This window comes from Salsuginibacillus halophilus (assembly GCF_003014715.1).
Classification (GTDB): domain Bacteria; phylum Bacillota; class Bacilli; order Bacillales; family Marinococcaceae; genus Salsuginibacillus; species Salsuginibacillus halophilus.
The window spans coordinates 150931-173529 of the sequence record NZ_PYAV01000001.1 but is presented as its reverse complement, the minus strand read 5'-3'; the positions used below and the strand labels follow the sequence as shown (position 1 = coordinate 173529).

The window sequence follows — 22599 nt, the reverse complement described above, 5'->3', positions numbered from 1 at the left end:
AGCGACAACGCCGTTTCTGCTTTTTCTTTAGTCTTTTGCCACGTTTTTTGTTCAGTTTGAACATGTTGATAACGGCTCTGACGCTGCTTTAACGCAAGCAGCGTCTGCTTCTGCAACTGCAGGTTTTCAAGTTTTGGCGCAGCTTCTTCAATAAACTGCAGATCATGTAACTCTTTTTGAACGCTTGTACGGATGCCTTTTAACTCTTTCAGCTTTAATTGATGCTGTTTAAGCTGGCGGAGTACATCTTCTTTTTGCTGCAGCGCTTCAAAACGTTGACGGGCTTTTTCAAGCGTACGTTTATGCTCATCTAAGTTTTCATACGGCGCGAGCGCATTTTCGAGCCGATCTTCATTTTCTTTTTCTTTTTTTATACTTTGTTTCAAACTTGCTGTGTCTGAATTAAGGCCGCGCAAGGCCATATCGATGTAATGAGCTCCGCTGATTCGACCGATCACCTTCGCTTTGGAGCCGGCTGTATTTTCAATTAAAAACGGCGGTTCGAGCTGTTGCGCGATTTGTAGATGAAGGGTTTCATCATTATCCACCGCAAGCGGCTGCATACCGTGAGCTTCAATTACCGCTGCCGGCACACGGGCCCCGAAACTTTCATACGGTTCCGTGCTGCCATCAGGGTTCGTAATGTGATATGAATTTTTACTCGTCGTCCGTTCGCGAATAATTTTTGTTCCATCAGCAAAGTCTGCGGTTACCCGGCAAACATTTGCACCGCTTCGAATGAAATCCGTGCCACGCGGCTGATTAAATAACAGCCAGCGGAGCGCACGGATGACCGCAGTTTTCCCGCTGTCTGACTCGCCGGCAATAACATTAAGACCATTTGTCATTTCAACTGTTGTATCTTCATGAGACTGAAAATTCTCAAGCCGAAGCTTTTTAATCTGTTTCATGGTTATGATGCCACCTCTCTTCAGCTGCGCGGAGCCGTCGAAGTGCTTCCTCTTTTACATCGGTGCTCACGCCGCCTTCATCTTCAGGGGCGTCTGCAATTTCATTAATGATGTCATGTATGCTCATTACTTGAAAATCGGAATGACTCCGGACATTTTGAATAAACGCATTCAGCTTCTCCTCACGATGTGAAGCTTTTTCAAGCATCGAGCGGTCTAGCACCTCTTCAGCCGGACTAGCCGACTGTAAGTTGATGAACTCAAAAGCAGGCGTTTGATCATCAATGTCAATTAATAAAACCCGTGGTTTGCGCTGATACTCGGTCCAATGATTATTCACACGAGCGATTGCTCCAGGGTTAATGTAGTGTTTGCCGTTTTTTTGTTTATGCCCAAAACCATCATGAACGTGGCCGGTCAATAAAATGTCTGCTCCAAGATCAAACACGTGATCTAAAAGCGTACATGGTACACCTTCAGGAAGCGGCCGCTCAACTAAGCTGCCGTGAACAATGTGGATTTTTACAGTGTCTTCATCCGGGGCAGGCGGCGGCGCATAATCAAGCTCACTGTTCCGCCTATCGATCCCGTAATGGTACGGCTGTCCACTTACTTGTACACGGGAAGTTTTTGAAGTAAACTGCACAGGCTCACCTGCACCAATCACATGCATAATTCCAGCTTCATGCAGTAAACCGAGCATCGTCCGCTTTAAAGTATCAGGGTTGTGCCCGAATGTATCGTGATTACCGGCGACAGCATAAATCGGTGCTTCAAACTTTTGAAACACACGCAAAAAGCGGCTGACAATGTTTGGTGACAAATCCGGACGGTCAAAGACATCGCCACCATGTAGTACAGCGTCCACTTCATGTTGGTTCGCTATGTTCACCACTTCGGTTAGTTTTGTTTCCAATGCATCAGGAAACGTATCCAACCGGTTTTTCGGACTACTTCCGCGAATGTGGGTATCCGTGAAATATAAGAACTTCATACGTGACTCCCCCGTACGTTATGTAAATACAGCCGCTGCCTAAAAACCATCTGCAATTCTTACAGATTTTACGCTTTCTTAGGCAGCGGCTTCAACTTTGATGTTATTCTTCTTCTTGTTGTTGTGCTGGTTCTTCAGCTGGTGCCTGTGCTTGTGCGCCGCCTTCGGTAAGCTCATAATGCTCACGAATCCGACCTTCAATATCATCGGTAACAAGCGGGTTTTCGCTTAAATACTGCTTCGCATTTTCCCTGCCTTGCCCGAGGCGATCACCTTCAAATGAATACCAGGCGCCGCTCTTTTGAATAATATCAAGTTCACTTCCGATATCAAGAATCGAACCTTCACGAGAAATGCCTTCCCCGTACATAATATCAACTTCCGCCTGTCTAAACGGCGGGGCAACCTTATTCTTTACAACTTTCAAGCGGGTTTTGTTACCAACCATATCATTGCCTTGTTTTAATGTCTCCGCCCGGCGTACTTCTACGCGGACCGAAGAATAGAATTTGAGTGCACGACCGCCCGGCGTTGTTTCCGGACTGCCGAACATGACACCGACTTTTTCACGAATCTGGTTAATAAACACCGCAATCGTGTTCGACTTACTAATTGCACCGGAGAGTTTACGCAAGGCTTGCGACATTAAGCGCGCCTGCAAACCTACGTGGCTGTCACCCATTTCACCTTCAATTTCTGCTTTTGGTACAAGGGCTGCTACAGAGTCAACCACGATGATATCTACTGCACCACTGCGGACAAGTGCTTCTGCAATCTCTAGTGCCTGTTCACCAGTATCCGGTTGAGAAAGAAGCAGTTCATCAATATCAACACCGAGGTTTTTTGCATAGACCGGGTCAAGTGCGTGTTCTGCATCAATAAAAGCAGCTTGACCGCCTTTACGCTGCGTTTCAGCAATTGCGTGCAGGGCAACCGTCGTCTTACCAGAAGACTCCGGACCGTATACTTCAATAATCCGGCCCCGTGGGTAACCACCGACACCAAGCGCGATATCAAGTGCTAAGGCGCCGCTTGATACAGTAGATATCCGGTTTTCCCCCTGCTCTCCCATTTTCATGATAGAGCCTTTACCAAACTGTTTCTCGATATTACGCAGCGCCTGATCTAAAGCTGCTTTACGATCGCTCATGCATATCTCTCCTCTATCTGTATAATACTTGTCCCGCTGAAAAAAGTAAGTCTTGCTTTTATACTCGGATATTTTTAAGCGGACAGTAGGAAACTTATAACCACCTCCTTCATGATACCGCGATTTAAAAACTTTGCCAATAGATAAGGGAACATTTATTCGCTTTTGTGAAGAAAATTTTTGGATGGTCGTAAAAAGAGGGAGAAAAATAAAAAGCGCCGGACAGCGTTCAATTCTGTCCGGCGCAGTTACATTTAGCGGCGTCCGTTACTTCTTTTTGTTTGGACGAGGCTTTGCCGGTTCGAGGTTTACTTTTGCACCATTAATGCGGGTATGTGGAAGGCCTTCATAAACGAACGGAGCAACATCTGTTGGAACTTCCATAAACATAAAGTTGTCAAAAATATCAATTTTACCGATGTCTTTCGCTGAAATGCCGACAGCGTTAGAAACTTCCTCAATCACAACTTTCGGTGTTAAATTAACATTTTTACCGACATTTACGAAGAAGCGGACCATGCCTTTAGAAGCACCTGTATCGCCAAATTGCTTTGTCGTCGTTTCCATTGCTTGTGAAGACTCATCTGAAGCAAAGTTCATTTTCAGTAAAGCCTGTACAACCGTCTGTGCATCGTATTTTTCAAGCATTTCAGAAGCAATGTTTTCAAACATAGACGTATCCGTCTCATTGTCAATCATCGCAGTGACTTGCTGGCGCCACATCTCTTGCTGTTTTTCCATAACTTCTTCAACGGTTGGAACAGTTTTAGAAGGAATATTGCTTTTTAGTTCTTTTTCAATGGCACGCAGGTGCTTCATTTCCCGTGGTGTGACAAGTGTTATTGCTTCACCTGTATTACCAGCGCGGCCTGTACGACCGATCCGGTGTACATAGCTTTCTGGATCCTGTGGGATATCATAGTTAACAACGTGAGTAACGTTGTTTACATCAAGCCCGCGGGCTGCCACATCGGTCGCAACGAGGAACTGAATATGTCCGTCACGGAACTTTTTCATAACAGCATCACGTTGGGACTGCGTCAAATCGCCATGCAAACCTTCCGCCATATAGCCGCGGGCCTGCAAAGATTCTGTTAGCTCAGCCACACCTTTTTTCGTCCGACAGAACAAAATGGCAAGATCCGGGTCCCGGCTGTCAATAATCCGGCTGAGTGCTTCCATTTTGTTGCGCTCAAGTACTTTATAATACTGCTGCTCGATCGATGGTGCAGCCACTTCACCTTTACTAATCGATACAGTTTTTGGATTGGTCATGTACCGTTTCGAAAGCTTCTGGATCGGAGGCGGCATTGTTGCCGAGAATAACAGGGTCTGACGTTCTTCGTTTACTTGCTTTAAAATGGTTTCAATATCTTCGATAAAACCCATGTCAAGCATTTCATCTGCTTCGTCAAGTACAACCGTTTTCACTTGATCAAGCTTAAGCGTTTTGCGGCGCAGGTGGTCTTGAACACGACCAGGCGTACCAATAACGACTTCTACACCGCGTTTTAGCGCTTTAATCTGCTGGCCGATCGACTGACCGCCATAAACAGGCAGCGTACGGATCTGCTGGTGCTTGGAAAGCTTCTGCAGCTCGCCGGCAACCTGGATCGCAAGCTCACGGGTTGGTGTAAGCACTAAAGCTTGAACATGCTTCTCCTGCTTCATTTCGTTCATTAGTGGAATACCAAAAGCTGCTGTTTTACCTGTTCCTGTTTGGGCCTGACCGATCATATCGTTACCTTCGAGGGCTACAGGGATTGCTTTTTCCTGGATTGGGGACGGTTCTTCAAATCCCATTTCCTTAATGGATTTCTTAATTGCATCGTTAATTTCGGGCATATCAAATACGTTCATACTATTCATCACCTTTTCTACACTTTCAATAATTGATGGCAGGCGTGCTTTGTAGCCATTAAACGGACTCTTTCACGACTGCCGGGCTCCATAAATTGGGTGGAAGTGGTACCATCGGCAGAAGCAACACCGATATAAAACTTACCTGCCGGCTCACCTTCCTGCGGTGTCGGACCGGCCACACCTGTAAGCGCAATTCCAAACGATGCCCCGTACATCTTGCGTACATTTTCAGCCATCGCTTCGGCACAAGCTGCACTTATGACACCATGCTTGTGAATGATTTCTTCGGAAACTTCAAGGTTGTTTTGTTTAGCTTCAGTTTGATACGTTACCGCGCCACCTTTAACAACGCTTGAAGCACCGGGAATGCTCGTCAAAGCTTCAAGCACCCCGCCCCCGGTTAAACTTTCAGCCACTGCAACGGTAGATGCAGTTTGTTTTAACCGCTCAACGGCTGCGGCTGCAAGCGACACATCATTTTTTCCGTAAATCAACTTCTTCATCTCAGGCGGAAGCTTGCTTTCTAAACCATCTAGCATTTGTTCAGCTTGAAGAACTGAATCCCCCCGGGCGGTTAAGCGAAGCGCAACTTCGCCTTCAGAAGCAAGCGGGGCGGCCGTCGGGTTTTTCTGCTCTTCAATCATTACCGCTAATGAATCATGCAAAGCAGATTCACCAATCCCAAAGAACTTTAACTCACGTGATACAATGCTTCCCGCTGCCCATCCTTTGGCTGAAAGATAAGGAATCACATCAGCATCAATCATCCTTTTCAGCTCGTGCGGCGGTCCCGGCAGCAGCAAATACAAGGTATCTCCCTCGGTTACTGCCATGCCACAAGCAAGACCTGCCCGATTGACAAAGGGGTCGGCCCCTTCAAGGATGTAAGCTTGGCGCTCATTCGCAGCTGAAACGGTTTTTCCTTTATCCTTCATAAATGCCTCAATCTGCTCCAATGAAGGAGGATGAATGATTAACGAACGGTTCAGCTCGCGGGCAAGCGCATCGCGCGTTAAATCATCAGAAGTTGGACCGAGGCCGCCGCTGAAAATCACAATGTCCGCGCGGCGACCAGCTTCTTCTGCTGCCTCGCGCAGTCGGTTTTCATTATCTCCGACAACCGTATGCCGATATACACTAATACCGGCTTCTGCTAAGCGCCGGGATACATATTGACCGTTTGTATTCGCAATTTGACCTAAAAGCAACTCTGAGCCAACGGCGATCACTTCTGCGTTCATACGGCACCTCCAAATTCAACTAACCGGATTGAAAAACGTGACGGTTTTTTGAAAAATAGTCCCAGCCGGAGATTACCGTAAAGATCACCGCAAGCCAGATGAGTAGATCAGCAAGCGGAAACCCACCTTCACCAAATGGGGCGTTGTGCAGCATCAAAACCGCAAGGCCCGCCATTTGAAACATCGTTTTCCATTTACCGAGACTACTTGCAGCAATCACTGCTCCGTCACCGGCTGCGACTAGACGCATACCTGTAACGGCAAACTCGCGCGATAAAATGACAACCGCCATCCATGCCGGCAGCATTTGCAGCTCTACTAAAGCAACGAGCGCTGCTGTAACAAGTAACTTATCCGCTAGGGGATCAAGGAATTTTCCAAGGTTCGTTATTAATTGCTGTTTACGTGCGACATAACCGTCCACCCAGTCGGTTGCTGCAGCTAAAATAAAAATGAATGCTGCCAAACCGTGATGGACCGGAATCTCCGCAGAACCGACAGTCCAGCTGCCCCAGTCAAGCGGAGCTAAAAGCACAATTAAAATTAAAGGGATTAGTGCAATGCGAAGGATCGTAATTTGGTTGGGCAGATTCACGGCGAACCTCCATCTGTTTGTCATTGTCTTTTAAAATGCAGCCAACGTTCATTGTAGCAGAAACGCACTGAAATTGAAAAAAGTTCGTACACATTTTCAAAAATAAAAAGGGAACCACAACTAAAAAAGTGCGGCTCCCGGGTGTTGTGAATCTTTTTTTAAGTCAGTTCGATGTGCAAGGTGCAAGCTACTCTCTCATAACTGTGATCCGCTGCACATCTGACTGCGCTGTATCTGCTGCATACGCTGCTTCAATACCATTTACATAAACCGTTAAGCTCGGTGCATGACCGATATTCATACTGACGTATCCTTCATCGGTAAAGTCATACGTTTGCTCGGCTTCTTCAGTTCCCGGGCTTGCTTCTTCTAAAATCGACCGGTTTTGATCTTGAAATCCAACGTAACTGTTCCCCTCAAACTCGAGTTCAATTTCAATTTCTTCGCTGCCGGTCACATAATACTCGGCGTGCGTTCCTTCCACACTTGCTTCTTCAAGACCTGCTTCTTCTTGTTCTTCCTCGTCTTCATCATCTTCTTCAGTGGCCGCTTCGTCTTCACTGCCCTCATCATTTTCGGCTTCTGCATCAGCTTCTGCGGCTTCTTCATCGCTGCCTTCTTCTTGCGCGTTTTCTTCTTCATCCTCTTCAGCGGATTCATCGCCTTCATTTGTTTCAAACTCTTCATTTCCATTTTCATCTTCTACCGGCATATTTTCAGCTTCATCGCCGCCGTCATTCATGTTAAATACCCAGATGGCAACTGCAATAATGAGAACGGCTGCTAAGACAGCCAAAGCTGATAAAAATGGCGCAAATTTAGGCTTTTTTCGCTGTACTTCCGATTTTTTAATACGCTCAGACCTTGAAGGGATCTGGTCTGCTTGAGATTTTGGCTGTGGAAGCTCATGACCAAATTGTTCAAATACATCGTCTGGGTTTAAACCGACCGCTTCACTGTAACTTTTAACAAATGCCCGGGCATAAAACGTCCCCGGAAGCGCACTGTAATCATCCTGCTCAATAGCCTCAAGATAACGTTTTTGAATCTTTGTACGCTCTTGGAGCTGTTCAAGCGTCATTTGTTTATTTTCTCGATGCTGCTTTAAAAAAGTTCCTAATTCTGCCAATACCAACACCTACCAACTAACTAATATCAAACGAGGAAAAACTTGAATCAAAAGTTTCGTATGTAATCTCTTCATCTTCATTGTTACGAAGTTCAATAATGACATCAAAGTCCTGCAAGGTATAGCCGGTTTCACGAACAAAAATATCTGGATGTTCAATCACTTTAACAGCCGGCAGCCGCAAAATTTCATCTACAAGTGTCCTATGTTTCTCAGGCGCACGCATGGTCGTTACGATCCCGTCTAAAATATAAATTAAGTCCTCGCCTCGTTCATCGTCTGCCAGCTGACTGCGCACTGTCTGCCGTAAAAGGGTTGAGGAGATAAAGGACCAACGCTTATTTGCGCACACACTTGCTGCGACTACAGATTCCGTTTTTCCTACCCTGGGCATACCGCGCAGCCCGACAAGGTAATGCTGATCTGTCTTAAAAAGTTCCGCCATAAAATCGACGAGCAGACCCAGCTCATCGCGAACAAAACGAAATGTTTTTTTATCATCAGCATCGCGCTCGATGTAACGTCCATGCATGACAGCCAAGCGATCACGCAGTTTCGGTTCGCGCAGCTTCTTGACAGTAATATTACTAATGGTTTCCAAAATGGTGCGAAAGCGTTTCACTTGATCGTCACTTTTGCTGCGAATCAACATACCCCTGCGCTGGTCTTCAACACCGTTAATGGTTACAATATTTATGGAAAGCATCCCAAGCAGTGAAGCTATATCCCCGAGCAGTCCGGGCCGGTTTTTGTGAATTTCATATTCCAAGTACCACTCTTTGACATCTGCCATAAGATATCCCCTCCTGTATGGGTCAAGCACATGCTTACGGTTGATTCATCTTCATTTCAACTTCGACAAATATGTATCCCCACTCTACTTCTCCAATAAAATTACTATATAAGTCATTTTACGCTATTACCTGTCATTTGAACAGCCTTTCTTTTGCACTATCCCTTGATCCGTAAAAAAACGCCGCATCAGCCGAAGAAAGCTGTCTTTCTCCGGCGTCATCTGCGGCGCTTTTTAAGCTTCAGCGTGTTTTCGGTGCACAAGTTTAACCATCATATGAGCGATGGCGTGCTGCTCTTTTTCATCGGCAACGTTCCATAAGTCACGCAGCACCCGTTCCTGTTCATTTTGCGGCTCGACATTTTCAGACAAATACTCTCCCACTTGATAAGCTACATCAGAGACAACTTTGTCGGTCATCCCTTCTTCTTCAGCTTGGTCGAGACGATCACCTAAAAAGTCTTTCCATTTCTCCCAATTATCGAGTACGGACACGCTTTTCCACCTCCTGCTCTCGGCTTACCATTAGCCTGTGCGAAAAGCAGAAGTTTATGCACTACACCACCCATGCACCTGAAACAGGTAAAATATGGCCATGAATATAGCCGGCGTCCTCTGAAAGAAGAAACTTCACAGCCCCTGCTACATCTTCCGGACGACCGAGTCTGCCGGCAGGGATTTCTTCTTGCAGCATACTGCGTTCATCTGCACTAAACTGATCCATCATCGACGTTTCGATCACACCAGGCGCTACCCCATTCACCCTGATGCCTGAGACAGCGCACTCTTTGGCGAGGGAGCGAACGAATGTGTTCAATCCACCTTTCACTGTAGCGTAAAGAACCTCACACGATGCACCAGCTTCTCCCCAGACGCTTGACATTACAATAATCTGACCGGACCTTGATTGAAGCATCATTGGTAAAAGTGCCTGCGTCAGCTGCATCGCACTCGTTAAATGCAGCTGCATCGTCTGCTGCATCTCCTCTGGGGTTACATCCGTGAAAATACCATACGGACTTTGGCCAGCATTATGAATGAGCGTATCCACAGGAGCATTGAGTTGTTCAATTAAGCAAGCTGCACCATCATGTGTACTTAAATCTGCCTGAATCATGTCACAGGAAACCCCGTACGTTTCTTCGCACTCTTTCTTAAGCGCAGCAACTGCAGCTTGATTGCTGTTGTAGTGCAAATAAAGAGGCCGGCCTTCAGCGGCAAGCCTGCGGGCCACAGCCTGCCCGATGCCGCCGCTTGCCCCTGTTAAAAGTGTGCGCTTCATATCTTTATGAACCTTCACGCTGTACGATATGCACAGCGGCTTGTTTTTGTTCAAAGTGATCGCGCGCTGCTTCTGTTACATCTTCAAGTGTTAAAGATTCAAGTACCGGCAGCGTCTGAAATAAATCCATCTCATTAAATTGATAGCGGGTATATTGATTGGCAATGAACTCCGGACTGTTCAGCTGCTTTAAGAAGCGCCCGATTTTTTTCTTTTTCGCCCGCTCAAAAGCATCTGCATCAAAATCTTTTTGTTGCATCGTTTCAAACACTTTAAAAACGCGGTCCTTTAATGTTTCAGGATGTTTTGTATCTCCGCCGAGCACAGAAAAGCCGAATGTTTTTTCCGCCGTATAATCCGTAGAAAAGCTGTCATCAATAATGCCCTCTTCATATAAGGCCTCATAAGCTTCAGATCCTGGGCCAAACAACATGTCGAGCGCAATCTGTAATGAAGCTTCGCGCCTGAGTAGTGCTTCTCCTTGACGGCCCGGGTCTTTCTCTTTAAAACCGATTAAACACTTCGGTGTAGCAACGCTCATCTCGGTTACCTTATGAGGCTCGACCGGTGCGGCCGGTTCTTCTGGATAAAAGCGCTGCACATCTTCTGGAGGAGCAAATGTTTTCTCCGCCTGATTGTTGCGAATTAACCCAAGTACTTCTTCTGTATCAACAGGGCCGCTGATTACAAGCGCCATTTGACTCGGGTGATAAAACGTCTTGTAACATTCATATAAATCATCTTTTGTGATTTCATCGATTGAATCTGTTGTACCTGCAATATCTACTTTCACAGGGTGCTGTTCATACATGCTTCGGAGCAGACCAAAAAACAGTTGCCAATCCGGGTTGTCATCATACATCCGGATTTCCTGGTTAATAATTCCTTTTTCCTTTTCTACACTTTCTTCAGTGAAATACGGATGCTGAACAAAGTTTAACAACGTTTCAATATGAGTCATCGCATTTTCTGTGCTTGAAAACAAATACGCTGTACGTGTGAAACTTGTAAAAGCATTCGCCTGCGCCCCGTTTTCGCCAAAAACTTGAAACACATCGCCTTCTTCATCTTCAAACATTTTATGTTCAAGAAAATGCGCAATCCCATCAGGAACTTGACGCGCTTCATCTTTACCAAGCGGCACGAAATGATTATCAACAGATCCATAATTCGTTGTGAAAGTTGCGTACGTTTTATTAAATTTCGGCTTTGGTACAATAAAAACCGATAAGCCATTATCAAGCTGTTCATGAATTAACGTTTCTTGTAAAAAGTCATATACCGTTTCTTCAGCCATTAGTCGGCCTCCTTCCCTTTTAAGATGTATACCGTATCAAGCTCGATCTCGTTTGCTGCATTTGTAACCTCTTCTTTTGTGACGGCTTGAAATGCAGCAATCCGCTCTTCAAAGCCCGGTTTAAACCCCGCCACTTCTCCGTTATAAAGCATTTCACTCATGCCGCGAGGTGAGTCTGCCTGTTCACGAAGCTGATTCATGGTTAAGAGCTTCGTTTGTTCTACATCTTCTTCAGAAAACTCTCCATTTTGTAATTGATGGAGCTGATCCTCAATAATATTGCGTGCTTCTTGTAAATCAGAAGGATTCACGCCGGCCATAGCGAGTACGAGCCCTTTATGTCCTTCGTAACGCGAAGCTGCGTAATAGGCAAGTGAAGCTTTTTCACGAACGTTGATAAATAACTTCGAATGCGGAAAACCGCCGAAAATGCCATTTGCGATAACGGCAGCCGGATACAATTCATCCTCAACCTTCACCGGTATCCGAAAACCTAAATGAAGCTTTGCCTGCTGCACATCTTTCTCATCAACGACCTCACGGATTGATGCAGGCGTTACCGGCTGCGGGCGCTCGGCTGCAGACGCTGCTTCACTTACAGCCGGCACATTTGCTGCTAAGTGCTTTGCCGCCGTTTCTTCATGAAAGCTGCCAACGATATATAGGTCAAATTGGTTCGATTGCAGCATGTCTTTATAAGCTGCTAATACATCATCACGCGTCAAGTTTTCGACTTGTTTCATTCCGCCGAAAGGATGCAGCCCAAACGGTTCATCTGCACACATTTCTTCAAGAAGACGGACGTTGGCATAACGGATTTTATCGTCTTCGATACCTTCAATTTTCTGCAGTAAAGATGCTTTTTCAGTCTCAAAAATATCTTGAGAAAAGTTATCTTCAGGCATGTACGGGGCAAACATAACTTCTGTTAAAAATGTAAGTGCCTCATTTAAAACAGAGCCGCCCTCTGCGATAAACGCATCGGCTGCTGTCTCCATCCGGAAACTCATCACATGTTCTTCACCCTTTTTTGTAACTTCCGATTGAAAAGAAGCACCGTACAAATCATCTAAAAACTGCCTAATCTCTTTACGGCCTGGGTGACTTTCTGTTCCACTTTTTAAAATGTTTGCAAGCAGCGCTCGTGCTGCTGCGGTTTCTTTATACAACGGCGCCCGGGCGTGGAGTACAAAGGTTGTTGTTTTAAATTTGTCCGTTTGAACGTAATGTACGTTCATACCATTCATCATTTCTGTGCGTTCATTCATTGGATATCCGGTCTCCTTTCATCCTTGCCTGTTTCATCATACCCTTTTGCTACAAGCACTTCGCGAGGTTTGCGGCCTTCATACGGCCCGACGACACCACGGGCTTCCATTTCATCAACGAGTCTTGCTGCCCGGGTATAACCGATCCGAAATTTGCGCTGCAGCATCGACACAGACGCAGCCTGCTGATCAACAATAACTTGCACCGCATCATGATACAATTCATCAGGTACTTCATCATGGGTTTGGTCGTCTGTGTCTTCCGGAATCATTTCCTCTTCATACGAAGCTTTCTGTTGTGCAATTACAGCATTCACAACACTTTCGACTTCAGCATCATCTAGAAAAGCCCCTTGAACACGGGTCGTTTTATTTGCCCCCACCGGAAGAAACAGCATATCTCCTTTGCCAAGCAGCTTTTCCGCACCGCCGCTGTCTAAAATTGTACGTGAATCTGTCTGACTGGATACACCAAAAGCAATACGCGATGGAATGTTCGCTTTAATAACACCTGTAATGACGTCCACCGACGGCCGCTGAGTCGCAATAATCATATGAATGCCGGCTGCCCGGGCCATTTGCGCAAGCCGGGTAATTGCATCTTCAACCTCACTTGAGGCAACCATCATTAAGTCTGCAAGCTCATCTACAATGACAACGATAAAGGGGAGCTCCGGCTGCTTTTCTTCATTGTTTTCATTATGTTTCTTAATGTACTCATTATACCCTTCAATATTGCGCGTACCACTATGAGAGAACAAATCATAGCGTCGCTCCATTTCACTAACAACTTTCTTTAAGGCCTGGGCTGCTTTTTTCGGTTCGGTTACAACAGGTGAAAGTAAATGTGGAATGCCATTATATACGTTCAGTTCCACCATTTTTGGGTCAATCATCATCAATTTCACTTCATGTGGTTTTGCTTTTAACAATAAACTTGTGATGATCCCGTTGATACAAACACTTTTACCACTGCCGGTGGCACCAGCGACAAGCAGGTGGGGCATTTTATGAAGGCCTGCAGTGATCGGCTCGCCGGAAATATCACGGCCGAGAGCGACAGTAAGTAAATGCGGGTCACTTTCAGCTTCAAGCACTTCACGAAGTGTAACCATCGACACTTCTTGGTTCGGCACTTCAATACCAATCGCTGCTTTACCGGGTATTGGCGCTTCGATTCGGATATCTTTTGCAGCTAGTGCCAGAGCGATATCGTCACTTAAGTTGACAACTTTACTTACTTTCACACCTGTATCCGGCTGCACTTCATACTTGGTTACCGCAGGGCCCACATGAACTTCAAGCACTTTTGCCTGCACCCCAAAACTTTGAAGCGTTGCTTCTAACGTTTTGGCGTTTGATGAAATATGACTCTTTTCGTACGCCTGACCATCGCCTTTAGACGGGTTTAACAACTGAAAGCCCGGCAGTTCATAGGCTACGTTTTCAGTCGTTTCACTAATTAATGAGCCGGATGGCTTCGACTCATCAGTTTCCGGTTCATTTCGTGATTGTTCTTTCGGCTGCGCCTTCAGCTCATGCGCTTGTTCAGTAAAGTTGTAAATCACCGGCCGTTCCGGCTCCGGTGCAGCTGTACCAGCAGATGATGGTGATTCATCAGGGGCGGCTGCCGGCGCTGCAGGGGTTTCTTGCTCCGGCTTTTTTGCTTTCTTTTCTTTGATCGCCTTTTCTTTTTCAGCTTTTTCTTGTTTTCGGCGGGCCTTCAGGCTACCAGCAAGCATTTTCAAACGGCCGGCACCCTTTTTTCCCATTTCACTTATCGAAACATTCGTTAACAACAAAAATGCAATGACGAGCATCAAAACGGAGATAATGCGCGTGCCATTTGCAGCAAACAAAAAGTGGCTTACTGCAAATAATAGCGCACCGATCATACCGCCACCGATATCTGCTGAACTTCCGCCTGCTTCAATCCAGAATAAATGCCACGTATTAACAAGCACTGAATGGTCAGAAAACTCTCCTGAAGCGCCTAAATTTTCAAATAACCTAAGGTGTGAAAATAATAAAATTGCAGCAATGAACAGGTAACCTCCAGCAAAACGGCGGTTCCAAAGCGGCGGCAGCTGACGTTTAATCATTGCATAAATGGCGCCGCTGATTAAGGCCCCAACAAGCAGCACGTGCCACTCACCTAAGAAAAACCGAAAAAACTGCACGATCACGCTTCCAGCAAAACCGTAACCGAATAAAGCAATGATACCAAGCGCCAATACTGCTAAACCTCCGATTTCATAGCGGAGCTCGCGTTTCCAGTTTTTCGCCCCCTGCTTTTTTTTCTGCTGTTTTTTCTTCGCCAAGTATTTTCCCTCCAAACCAAGCAGAACTGCTTCACTCTTCAATAGGAAAGCCCGTCATGATAAACCATAACGGACTTTTCACTGCAGTGCTGCCGGCACTTACACTTCCATAATAATTGGCAGAATCATCGGCCGGCGCTTCGTTTTTTCGTACAAAAACTTGCTTAAAACATCGCGCACGTTGCTTTTCAAAGAAGACCATTCGTTCACGTTTTCGCTCATGCACTTCTCTAGCGTATCGTTCACTTTTTTGTTCGCTTCTTCCATCAACTTTTCGGATTCGCGAACGTACACGAAACCACGAGAGACGATATCCGGTCCGGAAACGATCGCCCCTGTCTTTTTCGATAACGTGACGACAATAACGAGAATCCCATCTTCACTAAGCAGCCGGCGGTCGCGCAGCACAATGTTACCAACATCGCCGACGCCGAGGCCGTCAATTAATACATTGCCGCTTGGTACTTTACCAGAAACCCGGCCTTGGCCTTTTGCAAATTCAACAACTTCACCTTTATCAATCAGGAACGTGTTTTCAGGTTTTACTTTCTGCTCTGCAGCGACTTGCTGTAAAGCAAATTGTTTCCGGTATTCTCCGTGAACCGGAACAACATACTTCGGTTGAAGCAGGTTAAGCATGAGACGAAGCTCTTCTTGGCTTGCATGGCCTGAGACATGAACTTTTTCCTGACCCGGGGTGATCACTTCACACCCAATTTTGTATAAAAAGTCAACAATTTGTGAGACGGATTTTTCTGTTCCAGGTGAAGGCGTTGCAGATATGATTACCGTATCATTTGACTGGATCGAAAGTTTTTGATCCGCACCCTTTGCAAGCCGGCTGATCGCAGACATCGGCTCACCTTGACTTCCGGTGCATAGCACTGTTACCTGCTCATCCGGAAAGTTACCGATTTCTTCAGGCTTCACGAAAATATTTTTCGGCGCACGCAAGTAGCCGAGGCGGCGGGCAATTTGAATCGTTTTGTAAATGGATGCCCCTACTACTGTAATTTTCCGCTTCGTTTTTACAGAAGCATCGATGATCTGCTGGATGCGGAACAAATTCGAAGCAAATGTTGTAATGACAACACGGCTGTTTGCTTCCTGAAACACGCGGTTAATGCCTTTGGCAGGCTCTAGTTCTGATGGTGTTGTACCAGGACGATCGGCGTTTGTGCAATCAGACAGCAAACAGAGCACACCTTTTTCTCCAAGGCTGTGCAGTGTACCGAAGTCTGTAATTTTTCCATCCACCGGCGTTTGATCAAATTTAAAGTCGCCTGTATAAACGATTAAACCTTGATCTGTTTCAATGCTGACCCCTACACAATCGGGAATGCTGTGATTGGTATGGAAAAACGATACGGGTACATCACCGATCGTTTCCGTAGAACCAGCTGTCACTAAACGGAGGTCTGCTTTTTTATGCATTCCAGTGGTTTTTAAATGATCCTCTACTAAACCAAGCGTTAGCTTTGTTCCATAAACCGGCACATTGACTTTCTTTAACACATACGGAAGTGCGCCGATATGGTCTTCGTGTCCGTGCGTTACAATAATGCCCCGCACCCGGCTTTTGTTTTGTTCTAAATACGATGTATCAGGGATCACTACGTCTACCCCAAGCATATCATCTTCAGGAAACATTAATCCTGCTTCGACAACTAAAATGTCGTTTTCAATTTCGACGGCATACATATTTTTGCCGACTTCACCGACACCGCCTAATGAAAACACGCGAATTTTTTCTGCTATTTGATTTGCCAATGTCTGTTCCTCCCAAATATTTTTAAACGTTTTATGAGGTTTAGCCTCCCCGGCACTGCCTAATTAACAGTGAAGTCCATCATCAGCACCGTCTGCTGTTTTGAAGCACTCTCCCCGGTGATTTGTTAATTCTGTCTTGACTTTTAACTATTACTACAGCTTGTTTGACGTATGCTTTTAAGATCCTTTTAGTTGTACGGGAAACAAAGGACATGCATAAACAGGCTGTCATTATAATGATGTTTTACCTGTACCGATCAATTCTTTTACAACAAGTTCATCGTGAAACTGACGCTCGTCAACGAGAACATACAGTTACAGTTGATGCGAAGCTCGTTCGTATATGGCAGCAGCCCTAGAAGGGAACACCGGCTCATTTACTTTTAAAGCACTATAAGTGAAGTGCTTGATGCACATCTTTGACAAAATGCATTCGTTAGAGCAACCCATCGAACACAACAGGGTGAATGTAAACTTGGTTTGACCAACTTTTAATGACTTTGCCACGCTTCTCTTAAGTCGTTCTGTTTATCCATTCAACCCTTATTCGATTTTCCTTATCATTTCACACCGCAAAATGCTGTCACCAAAACATCCGACAGCTTACTTAACTTTTTTATCCAATCACCATAACAATACATTTGCGCCGTTGCGTTTAACTCAAGAAACAGCTATGTTAATGGTTGATAACGATGAATTCTTCAGAGAAAAACACCGATCGATCGTTTTGTTCATTAAGCTATGTTTTCCGCTGAGGCTACGTTTCAATCCCGTTCATTCATCCGTTGCACAGGCTGCTGCCGTTACTCGGTGTAACATTGCAGCTGACACGAAGAAAACGTGGAAAATGATGACTCAGCATATGCGCCCGTACCAATCACTTGTTAAAAGTATAACTCACACGCGTTTTATAAAACAAGTGTCATCCTTAGAATCATGTGAAGAAAAAGAAATTTTTACCTACCTAAGATGCTGAGCCTGAGAATTTTTGTATGTATCGCTTACTGTGCATTGTGTTTTATACAGCTGCACTGCTGAAATGATAAGACAGCGCAGCTGCGTGAAATGATCATTTATTTTCTTGAAAAACTTTGAACAAGTGCGCTGTTTACTTTTTCATCTACCGGGAGAAGCGGAAGCCGGAGCACATTTTCCAGCAGCCCTTCTTCATGCAGCAGCGCTTTGACCGGAGCCGGGTTAGGGGCAGAAAAACACATTTTCATCCGATCGAGAAGCTCGCGGTGCAGTGCTGCTGCTTTTGCAACTTCACCGCGGGCAAATGCATGAACCATTTCATGCATTTCTGTGCCGATCACATGAGCCGCTACTGATACGACCCCGAACCCACCAATTGCCATAACTGGAAGTGTCGCACTGTCATCACCAGCATATAAATGAAAATCATCCGGTGTATTTTCAATAATATAAGCACATTGTTCAAGGTCACCACTTGCCTCTTTCACAGACGTAATGTTTTCAACCTTTGCAAGCTCCACAACAGTCTCTGGGGCTAAGTTGACACTTGTACGCCCTGGAATATTGTAAATCATTAACGGTAAATGGGTCGCCTCTGCCATCTTCTTAAAATGTTGATATAAACCACGCTGATTCGGTTTATTATAATACGGAACAACGGCCATAATCCCGTCCACCCCGGTAGATGTTAACTGCTTTACCGCCTGCACTGAACTTGCAGTTGCATTCGTACCAGCGCCGGCAAACACCGGTACACGACCGCCGGTGCGCTCAACAGCTGCTTCTGCAATCGCTGTTTTTTCCTCAAGTGTTAACACAGGCGCTTCTCCTGTCGTCCCACCAACGACAAGCCCTTCACTTCCAGTAGCACATAAATGATCAACAAGACTTTTAAACGCTTCAAGATCTAAACTTTCATTTTTTTGAAACGGCGTCACCATTGCCGTCCATAACCTTGCGTGCAAAACCCACACCATCCTCTCTATCGGTTGTATAACAACAAGTCATACTTCCGAAAAGTTCAGGCGGGGATGATTGTCACCCCCGCCTGCACGATTCCCGATATTTTATGCGTTTACGCATCGACTTGTTCTTGTGTGGCGAATTGCTCTAATTCGTGTAAAAACATGTCGTGAAGCGCATTAACTGATTTTTGCAGATCGTCTCCGTGTACAAGGACCCAGATGGTTGTGTGTGAATCCGCCGCCTGCAAAATTGGGATCTCTTCACTGAACAGCGCGGACGTGATTTTTGAGGCCACACCTGGCACACCGGTCATGCCCGCACCAACAGCGGAAACTTTCGCGCATCCAGATACCGTTTCAGTCTCATACCCTTTATCATGAAGCAGACGTAAAGCCTCATCTTTCGTATGATCTGGTACGGTATAGACGACACCAGAAAGGCTGATGTTAATAAAGTCGACGCTAATCCCAGCTTGAGCCATCGTTTGAAACACATCAGACTGCAAGTTCCGCTCATCACCTTTTGCTTTTACATGAATCTGGGTTAAGTCTTTCATGTGCGCAATACCGGTAACGAGTTGATCATCAACATCGCGGCCGGGCTGCTGTCCGTTCATGGCCGTGATTAATGTTCCTGGTGCTTCTGATTGTGTGGAGCGAATCCGGATCGGTACTTTTGCCTGCATGGCAATCTCTACGGCCCGCGGATGAATCACTTTTGCTCCTTGATAAGCCATATTGCAGATTTCATTGTATGTTACTTGTTTCAGCGGCCGCGCCTTGTCTACAAGCCGAGGATCTGCGGTCATCACACCTTCAACATCTGTGAAAATGTCCACCCAGGACGCAGAAAGCGCTGCACCTAATGCCGTAGCTGACGTGTCACTTCCACCCCGGCCGAGCGTTGTAATCTCACCACTGCGTGAAAGGCCTTGAAAACCGGCAACAACAACGACATCATACGTCTCAAGCGCCTGCTTAATCCGCTGCGGCTTCATTTCAACGATTTTTGCGTCTTCGAAGTCTTCATTCGTTCGAAAACCTGCCTGCGCGCCGGTCATTGCTGTCGCTGCAAGGTTGTCAGATGCAAGCAGTTCTGCAAATACAACTGAAGAAATAACTTCTCCGCAGGAAACGAGCAGGTCACGCTCACGCCGGCCGACATTTGAAGTATTGCTGCCGACAAGGTCAAGTAAAGTGTCTGTTGCATAAGGATCACCGCTGCGCCCCATCGCAGAAACGACTACGACGACTTGGTTCCCTTCATTCACAGCTGCTTTTACGTGACCTGCTGCCGCACGACGCGTTTCTTCGTCACGTACAGATGTACCACCAAACTTTTGTACAACAATGCTCATGTATAAACGGCAGAGCCGGAACACCAATCTTCCGGCCCCGCCTTTCCCTCCCTTATGGATTAAGTGATTACTTCAACAAGCCGTAAGCAAGTGCACGTTCTGCAATCTGAACGGAGTTGTAAGCCGCACCCTTAACCAAATTGTCTGAGACGACCCAAAGATGATAGCCGTTTTCTGTATCAAGATCTTGACGAATTCGACCGACAAATACATCCGGTAAACCTACACTGTCTACAGCTAGCGGATAAACTTGATTGGACGGGTCATCCTGAAGGGTAATGCCATCGCCTTCAGCGATCAGCTGTTTCATTGCCGCAACACTTTCAGCCGGCTGGTCGGTTTCAATATAAACCGATTCAGAATGTCCTGTTTCTACCGGTAAACGTACACACGTGGCCGCAACTTGAAGACGTTCGTCATGCATGATCTTTTTCGTTTCATTAATCATCTTCATTTCTTCAAAAGTGTAGCCGTTTTCTTCAAACTTATCGATCTGCGGCACTGCATTATATGCAATTTGAAAGTGACGTTCATCGCCGCTGACCGGTAGAACTTTCGGCGTAACTTCCTTACCATCTAAAATATCGCGGCTTTGCTGCTGCATCTCTTCTACAGCGTCTAGACCTGCACCAGAGACTGCTTGATACGTAGAAACAATCACTTTGTTTAAGCCGAGCTTCTTTCGCACCGGCTCAAGTGCAACAACCATTTGAATGGTTGAACAATTCGGGTTGGCAATAATGCCTTGGTGCTTTTTAATATCTTCTTCGTTCACTTCAGGTACAACAAGCGGTACTTCAGGGTCCATCCGGTAAGCACTCGTGTTATCAACGACAAGAGCACCGCGCTTTACCGCTTCTGGTGCCAGTTGTTTTGAAACGCCGCCACCAGCTGAAAAGAGTGCAAGCTGGACGTTTTCAAACGCTTCCGGCACAGCTTCTTCAATCGTTACCGTTTCACCTTTAAACGTCATTTCTTTACCAGCTGAACGCTTAGAGGAAAGCAGCTTTATTTTGGAGATTGGAAAATCTTTTGCTTCTAATGTTGCTAAAATTTGTTCACCAACAGCGCCGGTGGCACCGACGACCGCTACATTGATTCCTTGCTCATTTGCCATGGTATTGCTCCTTCCAGTGCTTGAAGTCAGCGCGTATGAAAAGGGCGCCTTTATTTAACATAAAAGATAGACGGCCTTTTCGCAACAGCTGTGAGTTATCAATCTCTGAATTTTTCAATGAAAACCGGCTGAATTTGGCGACCACGTAAAGCTTCTTCAACAGTAGCGGGAATTGCTTCCATTCTTGCTACTAACGAGGTTGGTTTTACATCTGGTGCATCTTGACCAAGTGGAACGATAAAAATATTTTGAGCGTTCATCAATTTCATTAAATTTTCTCCATTCATCGCCATAGCATCATTTGTCGAAACAGCAACAACAACCGGTTTTTGATTACGTAACGTAGCTTTCGCTGCCATCAGCACAGCTGAATCAGTTAAAGCGTTGGCAAATTTACTTAAGGAACTTCCTGTTAACGGAGCGACGACCATAAGATCAAGCGGTGTTTTCGGCCCGAACGGCTCTGCTTCTACGATGGTTGAAACTGGTTCACAGCCCGTTGCTTTTTTTATTTCTTTCTGCCACTTTTCGCTTGCACCAAATTTCGTGTCTGTTTTTAATACCGTTGGCGTTATAAACGGAACAACTTCTGCGCCAGCGTCTTTTAACTTTTTCATTTCCGGAAGCACTTCTTCAAGGGTGCAGTGCGACCCGGTAACGCCGAATCCAATTTTGGCCCCTTTGAGTGTCATGAACCTATCTCCTTTCTTCCGGCTCTGTCAACAATTTTACGAGCAGGCGGCCGAGAATACGGCCGGCACTTTTAGGTGCAACTTTACCAGGCAGCCCGGGTGCATGCAGCGTTTGCAGTCCACGCTTTTTCGCTGCAGCAAAGTCAATGCCACCTGGTGCTGAGGCTGCGTCAATGACGAACGTGTGTACCGGAACGTGCGCGATTACTTCTTTTGGAAGCACAAGCGCTGGTGCAGTGTTCACGATCATATCCGCTGATTGAACAGCTTTTGCTGCCTCTTTATTGAAAAAGGGGTGTGCTTTCATCTCATACGCTCTAGCAGCCTCTGCGTCCGTGTGAACAACAACGTTAACATTTGCACCTATAGCAAGCAGTGAACGTACCAGCGTTACACCGAGCCGGCCAAATCCAAATACAGTAATATTTGCGTTGTGGATGGTTCGATCGGTATGCTTTAACAATATATAAAGAATTCCTTCGCTCGTCGGAATGGCATTGTATACCGCAGCATCGTCTCTATACATGACCGGAATCAACTTTCGATTAACTTCGCGGGCAAAACGCTCACCGTCAGGTCCCGGAACGCCAGTAAATATCCGGCAGGAAGGCGGTGTTTTTTTTACATCTTCCGCTTCTAACTGCAACGTGTCTTTTGTAAACACACTTTCGATTTCTCCCTGGTGCAGTATACCGCCAAGCGGCAGTACAAGACCATCTAAAGACGCCCATGGCAGGTCTTCTAATGACATCCTGCGGGCCGGCACTTGGTTCAATTGTTCGAAACCTGCAGCGTACACGGAAAATCCGGCATCTTGCAAACAAGTCATCACTTCAATATAGCGGGCATCCCCACCCGCAAGACCTACGGTTGCCACA

The 22599-nt window shown here is 45.9% G+C and carries 18 protein-coding genes and 2 pseudogenes; all 20 read right to left on the bottom strand.

What is annotated here, in order from left to right; translation table 11 throughout:
- Nucleotides 1-722: 722 nt before the first annotated feature.
- Nucleotides 723-848 (bottom strand): annotated as a pseudogene (locus B0H94_RS15550) (AAA family ATPase); the annotation flags it as partial.
- 49 nt (nt 849-897) lie between these two features.
- Complete coding sequence (locus B0H94_RS00845; RefSeq protein ID WP_106587335.1) at nt 898-1905, bottom strand: metallophosphoesterase family protein; 1008 nt, start codon at nt 1903-1905, stop codon at nt 898-900.
- 103 nt (nt 1906-2008) lie between these two features.
- Nucleotides 2009-3055, bottom strand: coding sequence for a recombinase RecA (gene recA, locus B0H94_RS00840; RefSeq protein ID WP_106587334.1), 1047 nt, complete (start codon nt 3053-3055; stop codon nt 2009-2011).
- A 267-nt stretch (nt 3056-3322) separates the two neighbouring features.
- Nucleotides 3323-3754, bottom strand: coding sequence for a DbpA RNA binding domain-containing protein (locus tag B0H94_RS15545; protein WP_486669386.1), 432 nt, complete (start codon nt 3752-3754; stop codon nt 3323-3325).
- Nucleotides 3755-3973: 219 nt separating this feature from the next.
- A pseudogene (locus B0H94_RS15470) lies at nt 3974-4792 on the bottom strand (DEAD/DEAH box helicase); the annotation flags it as partial.
- 140 nt (nt 4793-4932) lie between these two features.
- The gene (locus tag B0H94_RS00830; RefSeq protein ID WP_106587332.1) at nt 4933-6159 is read right to left on the bottom strand and encodes a competence/damage-inducible protein A; all 1227 of its coding nucleotides are present in this window, start codon (nt 6157-6159) and stop codon (nt 4933-4935) included.
- A gap of 19 nt (nt 6160-6178) precedes the next feature.
- Nucleotides 6179-6754, bottom strand: coding sequence for a CDP-diacylglycerol--glycerol-3-phosphate 3-phosphatidyltransferase (gene pgsA / locus B0H94_RS00825; RefSeq protein WP_106587331.1), 576 nt, complete (start codon nt 6752-6754; stop codon nt 6179-6181).
- A gap of 187 nt (nt 6755-6941) precedes the next feature.
- Entirely contained in the window at nt 6942-7883 is a 942-nt protein-coding gene (locus B0H94_RS00820; protein ID WP_106587330.1) for a helix-turn-helix domain-containing protein, read from the bottom strand.
- Nucleotides 7884-7899: 16 nt separating this feature from the next.
- The gene (locus B0H94_RS00815; RefSeq protein WP_106587329.1) at nt 7900-8676 is read right to left on the bottom strand and encodes a DUF3388 domain-containing protein; all 777 of its coding nucleotides are present in this window, start codon (nt 8674-8676) and stop codon (nt 7900-7902) included.
- 234 nt (nt 8677-8910) lie between these two features.
- Complete coding sequence (locus B0H94_RS00810) at nt 8911-9171, bottom strand: DUF3243 domain-containing protein (protein WP_106587328.1); 261 nt, start codon at nt 9169-9171, stop codon at nt 8911-8913.
- A gap of 61 nt (nt 9172-9232) precedes the next feature.
- Nucleotides 9233-9958 (bottom strand): elongation factor P 5-aminopentanone reductase, encoded by a 726-nt coding sequence (gene ymfI / locus B0H94_RS00805; protein WP_106587327.1) that lies wholly within the window; start codon nt 9956-9958, stop codon nt 9233-9235.
- A 4-nt stretch (nt 9959-9962) separates the two neighbouring features.
- Entirely contained in the window at nt 9963-11255 is a 1293-nt protein-coding gene (gene yfmH, locus B0H94_RS00800; protein WP_106587326.1) for an EF-P 5-aminopentanol modification-associated protein YfmH, read from the bottom strand.
- Entirely contained in the window at nt 11255-12523 is a 1269-nt protein-coding gene (yfmF, locus tag B0H94_RS00795) for an EF-P 5-aminopentanol modification-associated protein YfmF (RefSeq protein WP_106587325.1), read from the bottom strand. Before yfmF ends, yfmH begins: the two co-directional genes overlap by 1 nt.
- Nucleotides 12520-14844 carry an FtsK/SpoIIIE family DNA translocase gene (locus B0H94_RS00790; RefSeq protein ID WP_106587324.1) on the bottom strand — a complete coding sequence of 775 codons (2325 nt, stop codon included), beginning with the start codon at nt 14842-14844 and terminating at the stop codon, nt 12520-12522. Before B0H94_RS00790 ends, yfmF begins: the two co-directional genes overlap by 4 nt.
- 99 nt (nt 14845-14943) lie before the next feature.
- Nucleotides 14944-16614: a ribonuclease J gene (locus tag B0H94_RS00785; RefSeq protein WP_106587323.1), complete on the bottom strand. Its 1671-nt coding sequence runs from the start codon at nt 16612-16614 to the stop codon at nt 14944-14946.
- Between the two features lie 1073 nt (nt 16615-17687).
- The gene (gene dapA / locus B0H94_RS00780; RefSeq protein ID WP_245893858.1) at nt 17688-18554 is read right to left on the bottom strand and encodes a 4-hydroxy-tetrahydrodipicolinate synthase; all 867 of its coding nucleotides are present in this window, start codon (nt 18552-18554) and stop codon (nt 17688-17690) included.
- 110 nt (nt 18555-18664) lie between these two features.
- On the bottom strand, nt 18665-19912 hold the full coding sequence (dapG, locus tag B0H94_RS00775) for an aspartate kinase (protein WP_106587452.1): 1248 nt from the start codon (nt 19910-19912) through the stop codon (nt 18665-18667).
- A gap of 67 nt (nt 19913-19979) precedes the next feature.
- Nucleotides 19980-21029, bottom strand: coding sequence for an aspartate-semialdehyde dehydrogenase (locus B0H94_RS00770; RefSeq protein ID WP_106587321.1), 1050 nt, complete (start codon nt 21027-21029; stop codon nt 19980-19982).
- 98 nt (nt 21030-21127) lie between these two features.
- A complete protein-coding gene (locus B0H94_RS00765; RefSeq protein WP_106587320.1) occupies nt 21128-21721 on the bottom strand; it encodes a dipicolinate synthase subunit B in 594 nt (197 codons plus the stop codon).
- 4 nt (nt 21722-21725) lie between these two features.
- On the bottom strand, nt 21726-22598 hold the full coding sequence (gene dpsA, locus B0H94_RS00760) for a dipicolinate synthase subunit DpsA (protein ID WP_106587319.1): 873 nt from the start codon (nt 22596-22598) through the stop codon (nt 21726-21728).
- Between the last annotated feature and the right edge of the window lies 1 nt (nt 22599).

Bases quoted from the DNA above. Each gene is read 5' to 3' on its own strand.
- B0H94_RS00845 (WP_106587335.1), bottom strand. From the start codon at position 1,905: ATGAAGTTCTTATATTTCACGGATACCCACATTCGCGGAAGTAGTCCG.
- recA (WP_106587334.1), bottom strand. From the start codon at position 3,055: ATGAGCGATCGTAAAGCAGCTTTAGATCAGGCGCTGCGTAATATCGAG.
- B0H94_RS15545 (WP_486669386.1), bottom strand. From the start codon at position 3,754: ATGATTGACAATGAGACGGATACGTCTATGTTTGAAAACATTGCTTCT.
- B0H94_RS00830 (WP_106587332.1), bottom strand. From the start codon at position 6,159: ATGAACGCAGAAGTGATCGCCGTTGGCTCAGAGTTGCTTTTAGGTCAA.
- B0H94_RS00815 (WP_106587329.1), bottom strand. From the start codon at position 8,676: ATGGCAGATGTCAAAGAGTGGTACTTGGAATATGAAATTCACAAAAAC.
- ymfI (WP_106587327.1), bottom strand. From the start codon at position 9,958: ATGAAGCGCACACTTTTAACAGGGGCAAGCGGCGGCATCGGGCAGGCT.
- yfmH (WP_106587326.1), bottom strand. From the start codon at position 11,255: ATGGCTGAAGAAACGGTATATGACTTTTTACAAGAAACGTTAATTCAT.
- yfmF (WP_106587325.1), bottom strand. From the start codon at position 12,523: ATGAATGAACGCACAGAAATGATGAATGGTATGAACGTACATTACGTT.
- dapG (WP_106587452.1), bottom strand. From the start codon at position 19,912: ATGAGCATTGTTGTACAAAAGTTTGGTGGTACATCTGTACGTGACGAA.
- B0H94_RS00770 (WP_106587321.1), bottom strand. From the start codon at position 21,029: ATGGCAAATGAGCAAGGAATCAATGTAGCGGTCGTCGGTGCCACCGGC.
- B0H94_RS00765 (WP_106587320.1), bottom strand. From the start codon at position 21,721: ATGACACTCAAAGGGGCCAAAATTGGATTCGGCGTTACCGGGTCGCAC.